Below are 20,243 nucleotides of genomic sequence, written 5' to 3'. Positions count from 1 at the left end.
AGCGCTGTGACAAGCGTGACGTTGATCACGCTTGTTGAATCGCCGCCCGCTGCGAGCGGATCAAACTGGCGGCGGGTTCCGTTCGGTGAACACCGCCTCCTGATGCCAATAAGGATAAGCCTTTGGCTTATCGCTCGCAGCATCGAGTTTGGCGATCTGTTCCGCTGTCAGGTTCCAGCCGACGGCGCCGAGATTGTCCTTTAATTGCTTCTCGTTACGCGCGCCGATGATGACGCTCGAAACCGTCGGCCGGTGCAGCAGCCAATTGAGCGCGATCTGCGGAATGGTTTTTCCGGTTTCCTTCGCGACCTCGTCCAGCGCATCGACGACCGCATAGACATAGTCGTCAGAAACCGGCGGCCCCATGTCGGCGGTCTTGTGCAGCCGGCTGACCTCGGGCAGCGGTTGGCCGCGCCGGATCTTGCCGGTGAGCCGGCCCCAGCCGAGTGGGCTCCAGACCAGCGCGCCGAGACCTTGATCGAGTCCCAGCGGCATCAGCTCCCATTCGTAGTCGCGGCCGATCAGCGAATAATAAGTCTGGTTCGCAACGTAGCGCGGATATCCGTAACGATCCGCGACCGCCAGCGACTTCATCAAATGCCAGCCCGAGAAATTCGAAACCCCGACGTAGCGGATCTTGCCGGCGCGCACGAGCTGGTCGAGCGTCGATAACACTTCCTCCGGCGGCGTCTTGGCGTCGAAGCCGTGCAGCTGAAAAATATCGATATGATCTGTCTGCAGACGTTTGAGCTGCTCGTCGCACGATTTGAGCAGGTGAAAGCGCGACGAACCCACATCGTTCGGCTCGTCGCTGAATCGGAACGTCGCTTTCGTCGAGATCAGCGCCTTGTCGCGCCGCCCTTTCAAAGCTTCGCCGAGCACGGATTCGGAATTGCCTCTCGAATAAACGTCGGCGGTATCGAACAGCGTGACGCCGGCATCGAGACAGAGATCGATCATGCGCCGCGCTTCCGCGACATCGCTCGATCCCCACGCGCCGAAGAATTCGCCCGAACCGCCGAACGTCGCGGCACCCAAACTCAGAACCGGGACGGTTAATCCCGACGCGCCGAGCCGTCGATAGTCCATGGCAAACCCTTTCGCTGATTGTGCAATTTTATGGCGCGTAACTGCGGATTGTCGCCGCAGCTCAGATGGGTACGAAGCGTGATCGCAGTGCAAAAAAAGCGATCACATCTCGGCCTGTTCCGTACGCAAACTTCACAATTTTTTCGCTCATCGGTAGAGTCAAATTCGATCAGAGCGCGAACAATCTGATCTAACTTTTTCATAAATCGACGTGATTCGGTTTACGCGTGTCAGTTGTGCGGCACCCTGACGATATGCCGCGCGTCGAATCCTCTCTTGTTTTCGCCCGATTGGGACGGTGGATGCGCCCCGTTTGTGAAGACAAGTGAAGGAGTGAAAAATGCGATTGGGTTTAATCGCAGTGGCGATGGCTCTGGCCTGGTTGGCCGGGATGTCGTCGGCGGGGGCGCGTGAGTACAAGTCCCACAACGGGAAACGCTACGAACGCAGCCACGCGCATTGGACCGGCGATCGGTCTTACTCACGTCGTTACGCGCAACGCCGTGTGGCCCAGCGTCAGTACTCATACCGCAGATCGGGGGCTCGATACGCCTACAGGTCTGGCGAGCGCCGCAGCTACGCCTACAGTGGCCGCCGCGTTTATCGCCAGTACGGTCAGCGCCAATACAGTCAGCGTCACTACGCACAGCGCCGCTACTACAGCGGTCGCCGCTACGCGTCCGCCGGTGGAGTCGGTGGCCGTCCGCGCGCATGGTGCGGCTGGTGGATGCGCACGCAGCTTGGCGGCGGTCCGGAATATAACCTCGCGGCCAACTGGCGCCATTATGGGCGTCCGAGCGGTCCGCAAGTCGGCGCCGTGGTCGTCTGGCCGCATCACGTCGGCATGATCACCGGCCGTTCCGCCGATGGTCGCTGGATCGTCAAGTCCGGCAATGACGGCAATGCTGTCCGCGAGCGGCCGATGTCGGTTGCGGGCGCCGTGTTCCGCGCCGGCTGACGGTGGCAAATCGTGGGCGGGTCGATCGCGGCCCGCCCATATCCATCCAGCCATATCTCTGAAAAGGGCATTCAAATAACCGGCCGATCAGCCGGAGACGTGCCAGACGAATTGGCCAGTCGAATTGGGTGTCGCCGCCAAAGAATATGGCCGGTGACGCTTATCGCTGTCGCCCGGCCATTTCTCGGAAAAGGAAGGGGCGCAATGAAAGCGCCCGTTCGCCAATATGCATTTGCGTTCGAAACCTGAGTGCCCAGTCCAGAGCTTCAGAACGCCAATGAAATTAGGCGGCCTTCTTCTTCGCCACTTTCTTGACGGCCTTCTTCACCGTCTTCTTGGCGACTTTCTTAGCGACCGGCTTCTTCCGCTTCGCTGCCGTCTTCTTCACTGCCTTAGCCATAGTTTTTAATCTCCCTCTAGGAGTTCGAATCAGCTCGAACACTGCAAACATGAGCAACTTCCAGAAGTTTGTAGACGAAGAAGTTTGATATTGCGGGCAAAAAGGCGGTTATTAACGCTCAACTGTGGCCGCAAAGTCGCAATTTTTCTTATTTTCCGACATTGGGGAGTCTTGGGCTGAGACTCCAATTCGCAAATTTCGCAGCGCATCGACCGCTCGAAAGCGCAATTCGCGAATCAAAACCGTACCTTGAATCGATTTGAATTCGTCTTCGCAACTCACAATTGCGGCGACCCGCGCACGCGCTTTTGCAAATCGAGCGCCGACTGAAAGTAAGTCATCCGCTCATCGAGCATCTCCGAAAACCAGGATTGATAGTCGGGATCCTGCGGAATGATGTCGGCGATAACAGAACCGTCCTCGATCTTGAGTTCGGCACCGTAATGACGGGCGATGGCCTGCATCTTTGCATTATCGGGCAGGCACACGAGAATGAGATGGCGCAGACCGCGATTGCGCGCGGTGCGGATAACACGTCCCATCAATTGCGTCGCGATCCCGCGATTTACGAACGGTTTTTCAACTGAAAACGCCACTTCGGCGCCGCTGCGATGTATCAGGATATCGGGACGCAGTTCCGCAACCGCACGCACTTCGCCGTCGACGAAATAGCCGAACGTCACGTTGCCGAAGTCGGCGCCGTGCGCGGCATAGCGGCTGATGAAATCATCCGACACATCGTGGCCGAAGCGGCGATGCCTCGCCTCGCTATCGAGCCGCAGCAAATGATCGCGCAGCAGATAGGTTTCACTTGTCAGCAGGCGGCGAATGAAGCCGATATGATCGGCGTCCGCCCCCTGGGCCTCTTTCAACATCGTAAACACTCCTCGGTGGGAAACGGCCCGCCAGCCGTTAACCGCTTGGATTAACCTCTAAAATGGCGATTTATTTGTGCCATGCGATAGGAAATGCTGCAGGGCAGCAATGCATTTGCAGGCGACGGAACGCTGCCGCCCTCGGCAAACCGGCGCTTTCGCGGGCCGCCCGCACTAGGGTGGAGACAACCCAATTCGTCGCAATGGTGCCCTGTTGCGTCTTCCGCATCCGCACGCTTACCGAGGTGCGTCAGGCGATGGGGGAATGATGGCGACGATCCTCGAGGGATATCAGCGGCGGCTTGCATCGAACGAGATCGAACATGACCCCGCCCAAGCCGAGGTCGCCGCCCGGCTCGATGCGCTCGAAACAAAACTCGCCGCTTATCGCCCCAAAAACGGCGTGCTCTCCAAGTTCTTCGCCAAGCCCACAGAACCGCCGAAGGGCCTTTACATCTGGGGCTCCGTTGGTCGCGGCAAGACCATGCTGATGGATCTTTTTTTCGAAGAAACCTCATTCGAGCCGAAGCGTCGCGCCCACTTCCACGAGTTCATGGCCGACGTCCATGATCGCATCGCCAAGGCGCGGCATGACGTTCCCGGCGATCCGATCCCGCACGTCGCCGCTGAGATCGCCAAGGATGCGCGCCTCCTGTGTTTCGACGAGATGCACGTCACCGATATCGCCGACGCCATGATCTTGGGCCGCTTGTTCGAAAAGCTGTTCGCGGCCGGCACCGTCATCGTCACCACTTCGAATGCGAGGCCTGCTGAGCTTTATAAGAATGGTCTCAATCGCCAGCTTTTCCTTCCCTTCATCGCGCTGATCGAGAAGCATCTCGACGTCATCGAACTCGGCGCCAAGAAGGATTTCCGCCTCGACAAGCTGTCAGGCCTTCAGCTCTATTTCTATCCCGCCGATGCCTCCGCCAAGGCCGCGCTCGACCGCCATTGGAAGCGGCTCACCGGCAATCATCCGGGAAAACCGCAGAGCATCGAAGTGCTCGGCCGCAAAGTCGAAGTGCCGTTGGCCTCGATGGGCGTTGCCCGCTTCAGCTTCGCCGAACTCTGCGACCGGCCGCTCGGTGCCAACGATTACCTGCACATCGCGCACGCCTTTCACACCGTTCTGATCGACGACATTCCGCTGCTGACGCCCGGCCGCCGCGACGTTGCCCGCCGCTTCATCAATTTGGTCGATGCCCTTTATGACAATCGCATTTGCCTGATCGCGTCGGCGGCCGCCGAACCGTCGGGCCTCTACCCGAAGGGCGATGGCGCCGATCTTTTTGAACGGACCGCCTCCCGCCTCACCGAAATGCGCTCTGAAGCCTATCTCGCCGGACATTCCGGCGGCCGCAGCCGCCATTAACGAATGCAGCGGTCCGTGATCTGGAGCGGACATCGGCAAATCGCACGTTTTATGCGCATGCCTCGAACTTTCGGATGAAACTTGCGGCTTGCGCTTGACGCATGAAGGATTTTGATTAGGCAGCAAACGCCGCCGCCGTTCAAGTCGGTATGGATCATCAATGAATTGGGGGAAGCCAGCATGGCGCGCACCAAAATCGCACTGATCGGATCTGGACAGATCGGTGGAACGCTGGCCCTCCTCGCCGGGCTGAAGGAACTCGGCGACATCGTTCTGACGGACATGCTTCCCGGCGTGGCGAAGGGCAAGGCGCTCGATTTGGCGCAAACCGCGGCGGTCGAGGGCTACAATGCCAAGCTTTCAGGAGCCGGCACCGACGGTTATGAAGCCATTTCCGGCGCCGATGTCTGCATCGTGACGGCAGGCGTCCCCCGCAAGCCCGGTATGAGCCGCGACGACCTTATCGGCATCAATCTGAAAGTGATGGAGCAGGTCGGCGCCGCCATCAAAACCCATGCGCCGAACGCATTCGTGATCTGTATCACCAACCCGCTCGACGCGATGGTGTGGGCCCTGCAGAAGTTCACCGGCCTTCCGGCCAACAAGGTCGTCGGCATGGCTGGCGTGCTCGATAGCGCCCGTTTCTCCTGCTTCCTCGCCGAAGCCGCCGGTGTCTCCATTGAAGACGTCCGTGCCATGACGCTTGGCGGCCATGGCGACGACATGGTGCCGATGGTTCGCTATTCGACGATCGGCGGCGTGCCTCTGCCCGATTGCGTCAAGCTCGGCATGTTCACGCAGGACAGCCTCGACGCCATGATCAAGCGCACGCGTGGTGGCGGCGGCGAGATCGTCGCTCTGCTCGGCACCGGCTCGGCGTTCTATGCCCCTGCGGCCTCTGCGATCGCGATGGCCGAAAGCTACCTCAAAGATAAGAAGCGCATGTTGCCGTGCGCCGCCAATCTCAATGGCGAATATGGCCTAAAGGATACCTACGTCGGCGTGCCCGTCATCATCGGCGCGGGCGGCGTCGAGAAGGTCATCGAGCTGTCGATGGACGAAAGCGAAAAGGCGATGTTCGCGAAGTCGGTGGCTTCGGTCCAGGGCCTCATCGAAGCCTGCAAGTCCATCAGCCCTTCGCTCGCCAAATAAAAAAGGAGCGGCGCGACCAATGCCGCCACGCCACTCCTTCGATAAGATCGAAAGCTCGGTCTCAGCCGAACTTGAACATCTTCTTGAGGCCGTGCGAGAACGCGCCGCGCTTTTCCTTGCGGGCGACGTCGGCTTCGCTTCTGAGCCAGGTCATCTGCACGACGCGGCGCTCGCCGACGAACGGCGTATGTCCGTGCCACGACCAGTCGGAGCGGCGGAACGCGAACACCGTGCCGGTCAGCGGGTTGACCTGCTCGGTATAATCCTCGAAGTCGTGATCGTTTTTGAGAACGCGCAGGCAGCCGGCGCCGGTGCCGTCCCACTTGTCGTTCAGGTAGGTGAGCATGGTCGCGATCTTGGCTTCGCCGTCCGTGTGGATGCGACCGTCTTTCGCCGCCGACAGCTTGCGGATGGTGATCATCTTCGGCTTGCCGACGAGATCGATGTCGAGCTTCTCGGATACGATCTTGGAAACTTCCGGGCTTTTGAGATCATCGAGCAGCTTCGCGAACGCGCCGTGGATCCCCTCGCCGATATCCGTTTCCGTCAGGAACCCCGGCTCCTTGAGGTCGGGAAAATCCGATCTCAGCGGCGCGACGGCAGGCGTCTGAATGAAATTTTCGCCGACGAGATAATTGAAGGGATCGCGGCCGGTTCGCGCGGCCTTCAGGCCGTCGATGTTGATGCAGGCAAAAGTCATGGACATTCCCCGTTGTTGACTGAACCCCTATTGAAAACCGATTTACGGCGGCGCCAGTGTCAACTCAAGAGGCGGACTTCCCGCCCGTCGACAATTGCCCGAGAGGGCCACCTTTACCGCCGCAAATTAGGGCGTAAAAGCGGCGCGATGTGTTCCAGTGCAGGTCATGACAATCTTTTGTGGAGCGGGGCTCGATTATGAACATCCATGAATACCAGGCGAAGGAGCTTTACCGTCAGTATGGTGTCCCGACGCCGAACGGATTTCCCGCCTTCACCGTCGAAGAAGCGGTCGAAGCCGCCAAAAAGCTGCCCGGTCCGGTTTGGGTGGTGAAAGCCCAGATTCACGCAGGCGGCCGCGGCAAGGGCAAATTCAAGGAAGCCTCCGCCGGCGACAAAGGCGGCGTCCGCCTCGCCAAGTCTTTAGAAGAAGTCAAAACGTTCGCTGAGGAAATGCTCGGCAAAACGCTCGTCACCGTGCAGACGGGTCCCACGGGCCGCGTCGTCAATCGGCTCTATGTCGAAGACGGCTCCGCCATCGAGCGCGAGCTTTATCTTTCCGCCCTCGTCGATCGCGCCACCTCCCGCGTTGCGTTCATCGTCAGCCAGGCCGGCGGCATGAACATCGAGGACGTCGCTCACGACACGCCGGAAAAAATCCACACGCTGACGATCGATCCCGCCACCGGCTATCAGCCGTTCCACGGCCGCAAGGTCGCGTTCGCGCTGGGCCTCAAGGGCGATCAGGTGAAAGCCTGTGGAAACCTCGTGGAGAACCTGTTCAAGATGGTCGTCGAGAAGGACATGAGCCTGCTCGAGATCAATCCTCTCGTCATCACCAAGGACGGCAAGCTCATCTGCCTCGACGGCAAGATGAATTTCAATTCCAACGCGCTCTATCGCCATCCCGACATCGTCGCCATGCGCGACCTTGCCGAAGAAGACCCGGCCGAAATCGAAGCCTCGAAATACGATCTCGCCTTCATCAAGCTCGACGGCAATATCGGCTGCCTCGTCAATGGCGCCGGTCTCGCCATGGCGACGATGGACATCATCAAGCTCTACGGCGCCGAGCCCGCGAACTTCCTCGATGTCGGCGGCGGTGCCTCGAAGGAAAAGGTCCAGGCGGCGTTCAAGCTGATCCTCGAAGACCCCTCGGTCAAAGGCATCCTGGTCAACATTTTCGGCGGCATCATGCGTTGCGATATCATCGCCGAAGGCGTTGTCGCTGCTGCGCGCGAAATGGCGATTACGGTTCCGCTCGTCGTCAGACTGGAGGGTACGAACGTCGAACTCGGCAAGAAAATTTTGAAGGAATCCGGCCTCAAGATCATTCCTGCCGATGATCTGGCCGACGCCGCCAAAAAGATCACCGATGAGCTCAAAGCCGTCGCCTAGGGGCTGTTCGAGAACAATTTCAAGCGTCGCGCAGTGGGTTCTGCTTGCTGCACCGCAAAAAATGCGCGACATGTACGCCTGAGAAAAGCCGATCACGATGCGGGGATGGAATGTCTATTCTTGTCGACAAGAATACGAAGGTCATTTGCCAGGGCATTACCGGTAGCCAAGGAACATTTCACACCAAGCAGGCCCGCGCCTACGGCACCAAGATCGTCGGCGGCGTGACCCCGGGCAAAGGCGGCACCAAGCACGCCGACGCCGAACTCTCCGACGTCCCTCTGTTCGACAGCGTCGGCGAGGCCGTCGCCAAGACCGGCGCCACCGCGACCTCGATCTACGTTCCTCCGCCGTTCGCAGCCGACGCCATCCTCGAAGCCATCGACGCCGGCCTGCCGCTGATCGTCTGCATCACCGAAGGCATCCCGGTGATGGACATGGTCCGCGTCAAGCGCGCCCTCGACGGCTCCAAATCCCGCCTCGTCGGACCGAACTGCCCGGGCCTTCTGACGCCCGATCAGTGCAAGATCGGGATCATGCCCGGAAACATCTTCAAGAATGGCTCCGTCGGCATTGTATCGCGCTCCGGAACCCTCACATATGAGGCCGTGAAGCAAACGACGGACGTTGGTCTCGGACAAACGACGGCTGTCGGCATTGGCGGCGATCCCGTTAAGGGCACGGAATTCATCGACGTCCTCGACATGTTCCTCTCCGACGACGCAACCCAGTCGATCATCATGATCGGCGAAATCGGCGGCTCCGCCGAAGAGGATGCGGCTGACTTTTTGGTCCAGCAGGCGAAGAAGGGCCGCAAAAAGCCGATGGCGGGATTCATCGCCGGCGTTACTGCTCCTCCCGGTCGCCGCATGGGTCACGCCGGCGCCATCATTTCCGGCGGCAAGGGCAAAGCCGAAGACAAGCTCGCGGCCATGAAAGCTGCAGGCATTGCCATCGCGCCGAGCCCGGCCGCCCTCGGTCGCACTCTTGTCGAAGTCTTGAACACTTAAAAGGCGCCGAAAATCACTGAACCGTAAAACCGGCGGTGTAGTAACAGTCCGGTTGCTGTCCGCGTCGTAGAGAGCATCGAGGCAACGCTCCTGGCGAATGAACAAGGACGAACGTCATGGCACGAAATGGCCAGAATGAAGCGTTTCTGCGCACTTCCTTTTTGAGCGCCGCAAACGCCCCCTATATCGAAGACATGCAGGCCGAATACGAGCGTAACCCCGGCGCGGTGAGCGACGAGTGGCGGCGCTTTTTCGAAAGCATCAAGGAGCCTTCCGCCTCCGCGACTGCAAATTCCGGCGGCCCCGCGTGGGCGCCCCCGCTCTCTTCGCTGTTGAACGAAAACGGCGCCAACCGTGATCTCGTCGGCGCCCTGACCGGCGACTACGGCGATACAGAACGCACGATCCGCGACAAGATCGAGCGCCGCGCTCACATCTCTGGCTTCGAGATGACGCCGGCCGCTTCGCTGCGCGCCACCCAGGATTCGATCCGCGCGCTGATGTTGATCCGCGCCTATCGCGTCATCGGCCACTTGGCCGCCGATCTCGACCCGCTCGGCCTCGCCGACCGCCGCGTCCATCGCGAACTGCTGCCCGAGACCTACGGCTTCACCGAAGCCGATCTCGATCGTCCGATCTTCATCGATCGCGTCATGGGCCTCGAAACCGCTACGATGCGCCAGATCCTGACGATCCTGCGCCGCACCTACTGCCGCAAGATCGGCGTGCAGTTCACCCACATCACCGATCCGACGCAAAAGGGCTGGATCCAGGAACGCATCGAAGGCGTCGAAAAGGATATCCGGTTTACGCCGGAGGGGCAGAAGGCCATCCTCAACAAGCTGATCGAAACGGAAACGTTCGAGAAGTTCTGCGATCTGAAATACACCGGCACCAAGCGCTTCGGCCTCGACGGCGCGGAATCGATCATTCCGGCGCTCGAGCAGATCATCAAGCGCGGCGGTCATTTGGGCGTGCAGGAAATTGCGATGGGCATGGCCCACCGTGGCCGTCTCAACGTCCTCGCCAATGTCATGTCGAAGCCGCTGCGGGCGATCTTCAAGGAGTTCAAGGGCGGTTCCTTCAAGCCCGACGACGTCGAAGGCTCGGGCGACGTGAAATACCACCTCGGCGCCTCGTCCGATCGCTCGTTCGACGGCAACAACGTCCACCTGTCGCTGACGGCGAACCCGTCGCATCTCGAAATCGTCGATCCCGTAGTGCTCGGCAAAGTGCGCGCCAAGCAAGACCAGCACAATTGCCCGAGCAATGATCGCACCGCCGTCATGCCGCTGTTGATCCATGGCGATGCGGCGTTCGCCGGTCAGGGTGTCGTCGCCGAATGCTTCGGCCTGTCGGGCCTCAGAGGCCACCGCACCGGCGGCTCGATCCACTTCATCATCAACAACCAGATCGGCTTCACCACCGCGCCGCATCACTCGCGCTCGTCGCCTTATTGCTCCGACGTCGCCTTGATGATCGAAGCGCCGATCTTCCACGTCAACGGCGATAGCCCCGAGGCCGTCGTCCACGTCGCCAAGATCGCGACCGAATTCCGTCAGCGCTTCCAGAAGCCCGTCGTCATCGACATGTTCTGCTATCGCCGTCACGGTCACAACGAAACCGACGAGCCGATGTTCACGCAGCCGGCGATGTACACCCGCATCAAGTCGCTGCCGACAGTGGTCGATATCTATTCGAAGGACCTCATCAACGAAGGCGTCATCACCGCCGCCGAATTCACCGAGATGAAGGAAGCGGTGCGCGCCAATCTCGACAAGGAATTCACCTTCTCCGACGGCTACAAGCCGAACAAGGCCGACTGGCTCGACGGTCGCTGGTCGGGCATCACGCGCCCCGACAGCGACGACTGGCGCGGCAACACCGGCATCGCGATCGAAAAGCTGAAAGACATCGGCCATCGCATCACGACGATCCCGAATGACTTTCACATCCACAAGACCGTCGGCAAGCTGGTCGAGCGCCGCCGCGAGATGATCGACACCGGTCAGGGCATCGATTGGGCGATGGCCGAACATATGGCGTTTGCGTCGCTCTTGATGGAAGGCTTCCGTGTCCGCCTCTCGGGTCAGGATTGCGAGCGTGGAACATTTTCACAGCGCCACGCCGTTTTTATCGACCAGGAGAACGAACGCCGGTTCTCGCCGCTGAAGCATCTCTCTCCCAATCAGGCGCGCTTCGAGATCGTCAACTCGATGCTGTCGGAAGAAGCTGTGCTGGGCTTCGAATACGGCTACTCGCTCGCCGAGCCGAATGCGTTGACGTTGTGGGAAGCGCAGTTTGGCGATTTCGCCAACGGCGCCCAGGTGATCTTCGATCAGTTCCTGTCGTCCGGCGAGCGCAAGTGGCTGCGCATGTCGGGCCTCGTCTGCCTGCTGCCGCACGGCTACGAAGGCCAGGGCCCCGAGCACTCCTCCGCCCGTCTCGAGCGCTACCTCCAGCTCTCGGCCGAAGACAACTGGCAGGTCGCCAACTGCTCGACGCCGGCCAACTATTTCCATATTCTCCGCCGCCAGCTGCATCGCAATTTCCGCAAGCCGCTGATCCTGATGACGCCGAAGTCGCTGCTTCGGCACAAGCGTGTCGTCTCGAAAATCGAGGATTTCGGCCCCAATACCAGCTTCCATCGTCTGCTGTGGGATGATGCCGAGCGCGGCACGTCCTCGATCAAGCTGAAGCCCGATGCTGAGATCAAGCGCGTCGTCATCTGCACCGGCAAAGTCTATTACGATCTACTCGATGCCCGCGATGCTAAAGGCCTCGATGACGTATACATCCTTCGCGTCGAACAGCTTTATCCCTTCGCGGCCCGTGCGCTGATCAACGAACTCGGCCGCTTCAAGTTCGCCGAGATCGTCTGGTGTCAGGAAGAACCGAAGAATATGGGCGCCTGGTACTTCATGGACGCGAATATCGAGTGGGTTTTGAACCATCTCGGCTATATTCACCGCCGTCCTCGCTACGCTGGCCGGCCGGCGTCGGCGTCTACCGCAACCGGCTTGCTTTCGCAGCACATCAAGGAGCAAACGGCGCTCGTCGCCGATGCCCTCGGAATTTGACACGTTCACGATCGGCGGCTGACTCGCCCGAAGCAGAGCCGCCGGTCGCAACAAGAAGCCCGAGAGGATAAAAATGTCGATCGAGATCCGCGTCCCCACGCTCGGAGAAAGCGTAACGGAAGCGACCGTAGGCAAGTGGTTCAAGAAATCCGGCGATACGGTCACCGCCGACGAACCGTTGGTCGAACTCGAAACCGATAAGGTCACTGTCGAGGTTCCCGCGCCATCCTCCGGCGTTCTCGGCGAAATCCTCGTGCAATCGGGCACAACCGTCGCGGTCGGCGCTCTCCTCGCCGCTTTGTACGAAGGTGGGACGCAGGCCGCCCCGGTCAAGACCGAGATCAAGGCCGCGCCTCCGCCGCCTCCGGCTGCTCCTGTCTCCGCCCAGCCGCCGCCACCTCCGCCGCCCGCCGCGCAAAAGGCATTGACCGAAGCAGGTTTGGAAGCAGCCGAAATCCAAGGCTCCGGACGTCGCGGTCAGGTTCTGAAGGAAGACGTTCTCGCCGCGGTCGCCTCCGCAGCGCCGCGTCCGGCAACCCCGCCTCCGGTGCACGAGGTGTCGAGCCCAGCCCCGGTGACCAACGTCGTTACGATTCCGACCGCCCCAGCGTTGAAGGCCATTCCGCAGGAAACACGGCTGCCGTCGGCCGGTAACGACGCCGCGCGCGAAGAGCGCGTGAAAATGACGAGGCTGCGCCAGACAATCGCCCGCCGCCTGAAAGACGCCCAGAACACGGCGGCGATGCTGACGACATTCAACGACGTCGACATGACCGCCGTCATGGCGCTTCGCTCGCAGTACAAGGACATTTTCGAAAAGCGCTACGGCGTGAAGCTCGGCTTCATGGGCCTGTTCGTGAAGGCGTGCATCCAGGCATTGCGCGACGTCCCGGCCGTCAACGCCGAGATCGACGGCGATGAATTGATCTACAAGAATTACTACCACATCGGCGTCGCCGTCGGCACCGACAAGGGCCTCGTCGTTCCCGTCGTGCGCGACGCCGACCGCCTGAGCCTCGCCGGCATCGAGCAGCAGATCAACGAGTTCGGCAAACGCGCCCGCGACGGCCGCCTGTCGATCGAGGATATGCAAGGCGGCACGTTCACCATCTCGAACGGCGGCGTCTACGGCTCATTGATGTCGACGCCGATCCTCAATGCGCCGCAGTCCGGCATCCTCGGCATGCATCGCATCGAGGAGCGCCCGGTCGTCGTGAAGGGCCAGATCGTCGCCCGTCCGATGATGTATCTGGCGCTGTCCTACGATCACCGCATCGTCGACGGCAAGGAGGCCGTCACCTTCCTGGTTCGCGTCAAGGAATGCCTCGAGGATCCGCAGCGCTTCATCCTGGAGCTCTGAGGGATGGCTGTGCAGTATGATCTGATCGTCATCGGCACCGGCCCTGGCGGATACGTGTGTGCCATTCGTGCCGCCCAGCTCGGAATGAAAGTGGCCGTCGTCGAGAAGCGGCAAACATTCGGCGGCACCTGCCTCAACATCGGCTGCATTCCCTCCAAATCGCTGCTGCACGCCTCCCACTGTTACGATGAGGCCAAGCACGAATTCGCGTCGATGGGCATCGGCACCGACCCGACGCTCGATCTCGCCAAGATGCAGGCTTTCAAGCGCGAAGGGGTCAAAGGCAACACCGACGGCGTCGCCTACCTCTTGAAGAAGAACAAGATCGATCATCACTTCGGCACCGGCCGCATCGTCAAGTCCGGCCAGGTCGCGGTCACGTCTCCGAGCGGCGAAACTCAGACGCTTGAGGCGAAGTCGATCGTCATCGCCACCGGCTCCGACGTCACGCGCCTGCCCGGCATCGAAATCGACGAGAAACGCGTCGTCTCATCGACCGGCGCGCTCGAATTCCAGACCGTACCGAAAAAACTACTCGTCGTCGGCGCCGGCGTCATCGGCCTTGAGCTTGGTTCCGTGTGGCGCCGCCTCGGCTCCGAAGTTCTCGTCATCGAATTCCTGCCGCGCATTCTGCCTGGCATGGACGGCGAGGTCGCAAAGTCGTTCCAGCGCATTCTCGAAAAGCAGGGCATCGCCTTCCGCCTGTCGAGCAAGGTCGCGAGCGTTGAAACAGCCGATGCGGGCGTTGTCGCCAAGGTCGAACCGGCAGCGGGCGGCGTCGCCGAAACCATTGAAGCCGAAGCCGTGCTCGTCGCAGTCGGCCGCGTTCCCTATACTGAAGGCTTGGGGCTAGCTGAAGCCGGCATCGCGCTTGACGCCAAAAAGCGCGTGCTCGTCGATGGCCACTACCAGACCAACGTCACCGGCGTCTTCGCCATCGGCGATGTCATCGCCGGTCCGATGCTGGCGCACAAGGCTGAGGACGAAGGCGTCGCGGTGGCCGAAATCATCGCCGGTCAGGCCGGCCACGTGAACTACGACGTCATCCCGAGCGTCATCTACACAAGTCCCGAGGTTGCAAGCGTCGGCAAAACCGAAGAAGAATTGCAAGCCGCAGGCATCGCCTACAACGTCGGCAAATTCCCATTCACCGCCAACGGCCGCGCCAAAGCGATCAATCAGACCGCGGGCTTCGTCAAAATCCTGGCGGACGCCACGACCGATCGCGTCCTCGGCGTCCACATCATCGGCGCCGTCGCCGGAGAATTGATTGCCGAAGCCGCGGTGCTGATGGAATTCTCGGGCTCGGCGGAAGACTTGGCACGCACGTGCCATGCGCATCCGACCTTCTCCGAAGCCATAAAGGAAGCCGCCCTCGCCGTCGCCAAGCGCGCCATCCATTTCTGACGCCAGCATCCCCTCACCGTCATCCCGGCGACGGCCGGGATCCAGCCAGGCCTCTGCATACGAGATGATGACAATTGCCTGGGTGCCGACCCCGGCCTTCGCCGGGGCAGGCTCTTCGTCGGCATGACGGAGATATAAAAGTGCTTCCGAGGCTGAGGTGACACGACTCATGCAAATCTACGTCGATGCGGATGCTTGTCCGGTCAAGCCGGAAGTTCTCCGTGTCGCGACCCGGCACAATCTCATCGTCCACATGGTCTCGAACAGCTGGATGCGGCTCGACGAAAGTCCGCTGATCAAGCGCGTGATCGTCGGTGACGGCGCGGACGCCGCCGATGATTGGATCGCCGAGCACGTAACGCCCGCCGACATCGTCGTGACAGCCGATATCCCGCTGGCGGCGCGGGCTCTGAAAGCAGGCGCGCAATGCCTCGGCCCGACGGGGAAACCCTTCAGCGATGCCAACATCGGCATGGCGCTGGCGATGCGGGACATGCAGCGCCACCTTCGCGAAACGGGCGAAAGCCGTGGCTACAACGCGTCTTTCACCGCGCGCGACCGCTCTCAGTTTCTCCAAGCCCTCGAAAACGCCGTGCAGGCGGGATTACGCCGATCGGGATCCTAACGCCGTCGCCTGCGCCCCTCGCCGTCATCCCGGCCTTGGCCGGGATGAAAGAGTTCGCGTGATAATTGCTGTCAGGGCGCCGACCTTCCTCGGTATGAATTCAAATCAGCAAAAAAACTTATCCCCGCCCTCTGAGCCTGCCGCATACTCACCTCATCTTGCCGCATGCGAAGGGCTCAAGGCTCGAGCTGGGATCCTGAGGGCGGCAGGAGCGTGCCGGACTGCCGGGGCCCATCAGCTGGAACCGGGGTCGTCTGCCGGCCGCGGTAGCCCCCGAGGGGCGCCGTGGTTCAACGCCCGTTCGATAAATCGGAATGCGCGGGCGGATGGCGGTGTCGACGGTTCGAAATGGAGGCCCACCTCCGTTGCACGTCGCGGATCGGCGAAGGCTGCATCCCGAAACAAAAACTGAAAAACGCGAGGCGTCGCCGATCTGCCCCTTCGCTTGCTTCATCCTCATCGGCGGCTTCGGTCGGCCGAGTATTGTGCGTGCCCGGCATCTATGTCATCCCGGGCGAACTCAGCGCTTGAGCGAAGCGAGACTGCTTAACCTCGGAGGTGCCGATGCGCAGTATCGATTTCAGCTCTTGGCATAGCTTGCTGCTGACCCTGCTCGGCTTGGGCTTCATCACGCTTGTCGGTGTCGGTATCCGCCTGTTGATGATGCTCACGATCCAGCAGCGGCGCGAGCGCATGAACCGCCAGATCAACGAACGGCTGCGCACGTTGATCGCGGCGTATCGAACGCTTGGCGGTTCGTTCACCGGCACATTGACGGTCGATCCCCGCCACCTGCGCGATCTGCGGCGGCAGGATCAAGCACCGGCCGAAGGCGAGGACGTCAACGCCATCGGTTTAGAGGAAGCCACCGACCGGTCGCGACGAATCCGCGATGCCGTGGAATCGGCGCTCTCCGATATTATTCTGCTCGGGACTGAAGAGCAGGTCGAACTGGCGACACGCGCGGCAAGAGAACTCATCGCGGGGAATAAAATTCATACGCACGAGCTTGTCGTATCGCTTCGCAACTTTATTCGCGAGGCGCTCGACCTCAGTCCGCTTCCCCCCAACCTTGAAATTCCAGCACAAGGCCCCGCGCGGCCGTCACGATCGGGTGGCGGCGGCAAGGCCGAACGAGGAACCGAAGGCCGTGGCGAAGGCTCCGGTGGCAAAGGTGGCGGCGCCGGACTTGGCGGCGGGTTGGGCGGCGGCATCGCCATGGGCGGAATAGGAATGGGTCTTGGCGCAGCCGACGATCAATCGGAGCCTCACTCCTGATCAGCGCGCGCTCATTCGACCGGTGTCACCGTATAACCGGACTCCCGCAGCAGTGCGACAAGCCCGGTCGGACCCGGCAGATGCAACGCACCGACAGCGATGAAGGCATTGCCCTTTTCGAGCAGCGGCAACGCCGCGGTGCGCATCTTCGCGTTGCGATCGACCAGCAGATATTTCTTGAAGCCGTCGAAAACAGCCGGCGACGTCCCGACTTCCTGCGCCAGTGCAAGCTGGAACGGCATCGCCGCGCCGATCTGGCGTTTGACGTACATCTGCACCAGTGTCTCGGTCATGTCGTCGGCACGGTCGATGAACTTCAGGCCGACTTTGAGCATTGCGAGCTGCTGGTCGTCCGGCACAGCGGCGAGCGCGCTGAGCTGATCGTCGATCGTCTCCAGGCCGGTGATCGTGATGCCGTTCTTCTGCGCTTCGGCGGCGACTTGCAGGTCGAGCACGGTCTTGCCGGCCGCCAGCTGCTTCCGTTCGCAGTCCGATGTCGCGAGCAGCATGCTGACGAGCCACGGCTTCATCATCGCCGCCAGTTCGCCGGGCATGCCAGCCTTCGCGACCGTCTGCTGCACGCCTTTGTATTCGTCGTCCGTCAGTGCCGATTTGAGCGATTTACCGTCGGTGTAAACGATGAGCGCCGCCATCTTCGCCATCGCCGCCGCGACGGCCTTGTCCGAAAGATCGGCGACCTCGAGCGTTACCGATTTCGAATGCGCGATGGCATCTTTGACCTCAGGCGACAAGGTCGCGATGCGCGGATCGCTCAGGTGCATCGTGCCGAACAGGTACGAGTTGGCGACGCCGGGTTTCTCGATCTTCCACAGAACCGCTTCGGTATTCGGAAGCGCGCTGCTCTCCGCCATGACTTTTTTATAAACGTCGGGAGATTTTGTTTGCAGGTCCGTCAGCATGTCGGTGCCCTGGCAGCGCGGCGCCGCATCGTCGGCGGAAGCCACGCCCGCACCGAGCGCCGCGACAAGCACAAGCGCTGCAAACATGAGAAGGAAAAAACGTGGTGTCTTGGATGACGTCATGGCGAACTCGTTACACAAAACGCGATTTAGCTGTCAGCGGCGCGCGGCTCTCGGATGCGCTTGATCGTAGACGGCCAGCAACCGGTCGCGGTTCACCTCCGTATAGACTTGCGTGGTCGAGAGCGAGGCGTGGCCTAAAAGCTCCTGAATTTGCCGTAAATCGGCTCCGGCTGAAAGTAAATGCGTGGCGAACGAGTGGCGAAGCGCATGCGGCGTCGCCGTTTCAGGTAAGCCAAGCTGAAGCCGCATTTTTTCCATGGCGAGCTGGATCAGGCGGGGCGACAACGGGCCGCCCCTGGCGCCACGAAAAAGCGGCTCGTCTGCTTCCAAAGGATAAGGGCAGAGCCGCATGTAAACGCCGATCGCATCCGAGACGACGGCAAGCGCTGGGGCGAGGCGTTCCTTCCCGCCCTTGCCGCGGATGTGCATGATATCGCGGCCGTCGATCGGTGCCGTTGCAGGCGTGAGGTTCAACGCTTCGCTGATGCGCAACCCCGCACCATAGAGCAGCAGCAGCACTGCGGTGTCACGCGCGGAAATCCACTCCGCGCGCTCGTCCGCCTCGCGCTCCATCAGCGAAGCTGCGCCTTCGACCGTCAGCGGCTTCGGAATCGAATGCGGGATCTTTGGCGTCGCGACTTGCAGAAAAGCCCGGTTTTTCGCTGTTTCCTCGCGCTCGAGCCAACGGAAGAAAGTCCGAAGTGCCGATAGCGAGCGAGCGAGCGACCGCGAGGTCAAACCGGCCTTGCGTCGGCTCGCAAGGAACGCGCGCACTGTTCGCGCGTCGAGTCGCTCGAGATCGCCGAGGCACGGCGGATGCCCGAGATGCGATTTGAGGAAAGCCAGGAATTGCCGGACGTCGCGCTCGTAAGCCGCGCGCGTTGCGTCGCTTTGGCCCCGCTCGATGATGAGATGCGAAAGCCATCCCTCGACCGCATGCTTGAGGTCACCGCCGAGCGGCAATTCGGCGTCCGCTGCCAGAATGTCGTCAAGCGATTGCGCCACGGACCCCACCGTCGATTGCAAACTGACCCTTCGCGCGTTGGGTTAACAACCCGTTAACGGCGCGTCACACGACCTTGCCCGGGTTTAAGATGCCCTTTGGGTCGAGCGCCTTTTTGATGGCGCGCATCATGTCGATTTCGACGTCCGATTTATAGCGCTTGAGCACCTCGCGCTTCATTTGTCCGATCCCATGCTCCGCCGAGATCGAACCGCCGAACTCGATCACGAGATCGAAGATCGCACCGGACATCTGATCCCACAGCGCGAGATAGCGCTGCCGGTCCATGCCGATGGGCTGCGTGACGTTGTAGTGCAGGTTGCCATCGCCGAAATGTCCGAACGGCACCGGTCGCGCGCCCGGACATGCATGCTCGACGACTTTGGCGGCGCGCTGGAGAAATTCGGGAATGCACGCCACCGGCACAGAGATGTCGTGCTTGATGCTGCCGCCCGCTCCTTTCTGCGCGTCGGAAAAGGATTCGCGCAGCCGCCAGAAATCATCCGCCTGGCGAAGCGATCGCGCGATGGCCGCATCGCTGATCAGCCCTTGCGCATGCGCCGACGTCAGAAGCGGCTCGATGGTGTTTGCAATTCGCGTGCTCTTGCCGCCATGGGAAAGCTCGATCAGCGCGTACCACGGATAACCGTCGGTGAAAGGGTCGCGGACGTTCGGCGCATATTTGACAGCGAATTCCAACGCCCGATGCGCCCAGAACTCGAATGCCGTCAGCGACGCCCCGGCTTCGGCCTCGGCGCGACGAAAGAGTTTGAGTGCTAACTCCGGGTTTGCGAATGCGACGATGGCCGTCTCGCGCTCCGCCGGCCGCGGAAAAAGTCTGAGGCACGCCGCGGTGATGATGCCGAGTGTCCCCTCCGATCCGATCAGAAGGTCGCGCAGGTCATAGCCCGTGTTGTCCTTCTTGAGCCGCCGCAGCCCGTGCCAGACGCGGCCATCGGCAAGCACCGCTTCGAGGCCGAGCGTCAGCGTGCGTGCGTTCCCGTAAGCGAGCACCGCGGTTCCGCCAGCGTTCGTCGCCAGCACGCCGCCGATTTGCGCACTGCCTTCCGAGGCAAGGCTCAAAGGAAACAGGCGCCCCGCGCCCTTGGCCGCATTTTGCGCTTCCGCGAGCGTCACGCCCGCTTCGACGATCATCGTGCCGCCGGCGGCATCGATATCGCGTACTGCCTTGAGCCGCCCAAGTGACAGAAGGATCTCGTTGCCGCCGTCCGATGGGATTTGTCCGCCGACAAGCCCGGTGTTGCCGCCTTGCGGCACCACGGCAATGTCTTCGGCATGCGCGAGTGAAAGGATGCGCGACACCTCTTCGGTCGAGCCCGGTCGCAAGACGATCGGCGTCTTGCCGCTATAGCGATCGCGCGGCTCCTTCAGATACGCGGCCTGATCCTCCGCCTGCGTCAGCGCGTGGCTCGCGCCGACGATGTCAACGAAGCGCGCAATCAAGCTCGCGGATAAGGTTTTGGCGTGCACGTG

Annotated in this window: 16 protein-coding genes; 10 read left to right on the top strand and 6 right to left on the bottom strand. The window is 61.2% G+C overall.

Annotation, left to right across the window (positions count from 1 at the left end):
• Window positions 1-60: 60 nt before the first annotated feature.
• Window positions 61-1,089, bottom strand: coding sequence for an aldo/keto reductase (locus QM780_RS14440; RefSeq protein WP_415071144.1), 1,029 nt, complete (start codon window positions 1,087-1,089; stop codon window positions 61-63).
• A 340-nt stretch (window positions 1,090-1,429) separates the two neighbouring features.
• Between QM780_RS14440 and QM780_RS14435 the strand changes: the two genes are divergently transcribed.
• Complete coding sequence (locus QM780_RS14435) at window positions 1,430-2,047, top strand: hypothetical protein (protein ID WP_415071143.1); 618 nt, start codon at window positions 1,430-1,432, stop codon at window positions 2,045-2,047.
• A gap of 678 nt (window positions 2,048-2,725) precedes the next feature.
• Here QM780_RS14435 and QM780_RS14430 read toward each other — a convergent pair.
• Window positions 2,726-3,322, bottom strand: coding sequence for a GNAT family N-acetyltransferase (locus QM780_RS14430; RefSeq protein ID WP_415071142.1), 597 nt, complete (start codon window positions 3,320-3,322; stop codon window positions 2,726-2,728).
• Between the two features lie 268 nt (window positions 3,323-3,590).
• Between QM780_RS14430 and zapE the strand changes: the two genes are divergently transcribed.
• Both zapE and mdh read left to right on the top strand, forming a co-directional pair.
• Window positions 3,591-4,694, top strand: coding sequence for a cell division protein ZapE (zapE, locus tag QM780_RS14425; protein ID WP_415072051.1), 1,104 nt, complete (start codon window positions 3,591-3,593; stop codon window positions 4,692-4,694).
• A 180-nt stretch (window positions 4,695-4,874) separates the two neighbouring features.
• Entirely contained in the window at window positions 4,875-5,846 is a 972-nt protein-coding gene (gene mdh / locus QM780_RS14420) for a malate dehydrogenase (RefSeq protein ID WP_415071141.1), read from the top strand.
• Between the two features lie 61 nt (window positions 5,847-5,907).
• Here the strand turns inward: mdh and QM780_RS14415 are convergent, their stop codons facing one another.
• A complete protein-coding gene (locus QM780_RS14415; protein WP_415071140.1) occupies window positions 5,908-6,546 on the bottom strand; it encodes a 2OG-Fe(II) oxygenase in 639 nt (212 codons plus the stop codon).
• Between the two features lie 197 nt (window positions 6,547-6,743).
• Between QM780_RS14415 and sucC the strand changes: the two genes are divergently transcribed.
• The 7 genes from sucC to QM780_RS14380 all read left to right on the top strand — a co-directional run bounded on the left by sucC (window position 6,744) and on the right by QM780_RS14380 (window position 16,703).
• On the top strand, window positions 6,744-7,943 hold the full coding sequence (gene sucC / locus QM780_RS14410; RefSeq protein WP_415071139.1) for an ADP-forming succinate--CoA ligase subunit beta: 1,200 nt from the start codon (window positions 6,744-6,746) through the stop codon (window positions 7,941-7,943).
• A 110-nt stretch (window positions 7,944-8,053) separates the two neighbouring features.
• A complete protein-coding gene (sucD, locus tag QM780_RS14405) occupies window positions 8,054-8,953 on the top strand; it encodes a succinate--CoA ligase subunit alpha (protein WP_415071138.1) in 900 nt (299 codons plus the stop codon).
• A gap of 116 nt (window positions 8,954-9,069) precedes the next feature.
• Window positions 9,070-12,033: a 2-oxoglutarate dehydrogenase E1 component gene (locus tag QM780_RS14400; protein WP_415071137.1), complete on the top strand. Its 2,964-nt coding sequence runs from the start codon at window positions 9,070-9,072 to the stop codon at window positions 12,031-12,033.
• A 73-nt stretch (window positions 12,034-12,106) separates the two neighbouring features.
• A complete protein-coding gene (odhB, locus tag QM780_RS14395) occupies window positions 12,107-13,393 on the top strand; it encodes a 2-oxoglutarate dehydrogenase complex dihydrolipoyllysine-residue succinyltransferase (RefSeq protein ID WP_415071136.1) in 1,287 nt (428 codons plus the stop codon).
• Between the two features lie 3 nt (window positions 13,394-13,396).
• The gene (gene lpdA / locus QM780_RS14390) at window positions 13,397-14,800 is read left to right on the top strand and encodes a dihydrolipoyl dehydrogenase (RefSeq protein ID WP_415071135.1); all 1,404 of its coding nucleotides are present in this window, start codon (window positions 13,397-13,399) and stop codon (window positions 14,798-14,800) included.
• 169 nt (window positions 14,801-14,969) lie between these two features.
• Window positions 14,970-15,425 carry a YaiI/YqxD family protein gene (locus QM780_RS14385; protein ID WP_415072050.1) on the top strand — a complete coding sequence of 152 codons (456 nt, stop codon included), beginning with the start codon at window positions 14,970-14,972 and terminating at the stop codon, window positions 15,423-15,425.
• A gap of 564 nt (window positions 15,426-15,989) precedes the next feature.
• The gene (locus tag QM780_RS14380) at window positions 15,990-16,703 is read left to right on the top strand and encodes a hypothetical protein (protein WP_415071134.1); all 714 of its coding nucleotides are present in this window, start codon (window positions 15,990-15,992) and stop codon (window positions 16,701-16,703) included.
• Window positions 16,704-16,714: 11 nt separating this feature from the next.
• On the opposite strand, the gene QM780_RS14375 is transcribed toward QM780_RS14380, so the two are convergent.
• From QM780_RS14375 to QM780_RS14365, 3 genes are all read right to left on the bottom strand, one after another.
• Window positions 16,715-17,746, bottom strand: a complete 1,032-nt coding sequence (locus QM780_RS14375; protein WP_415071133.1) for a TraB/GumN family protein — start codon at window positions 17,744-17,746, stop codon at window positions 16,715-16,717.
• Window positions 17,747-17,779: 33 nt separating this feature from the next.
• Window positions 17,780-18,751 carry a tyrosine recombinase XerC gene (locus QM780_RS14370; RefSeq protein ID WP_415071132.1) on the bottom strand — a complete coding sequence of 324 codons (972 nt, stop codon included), beginning with the start codon at window positions 18,749-18,751 and terminating at the stop codon, window positions 17,780-17,782.
• Between the two features lie 64 nt (window positions 18,752-18,815).
• Window positions 18,816-20,240, bottom strand: a complete 1,425-nt coding sequence (locus QM780_RS14365) for an FAD-binding oxidoreductase (RefSeq protein ID WP_415071131.1) — start codon at window positions 20,238-20,240, stop codon at window positions 18,816-18,818.
• Between the last annotated feature and the right edge of the window lie 3 nt (window positions 20,241-20,243).

It is taken from the genome of Hyphomicrobium sp. (genome assembly GCF_047600905.1).
Taxonomy (GTDB): domain Bacteria; phylum Pseudomonadota; class Alphaproteobacteria; order Rhizobiales; family Hyphomicrobiaceae; genus Hyphomicrobium_B.
Note: the sequence above shows the minus strand (reverse complement) of the source record. Positions and strands in the feature narration are given on the sequence as shown.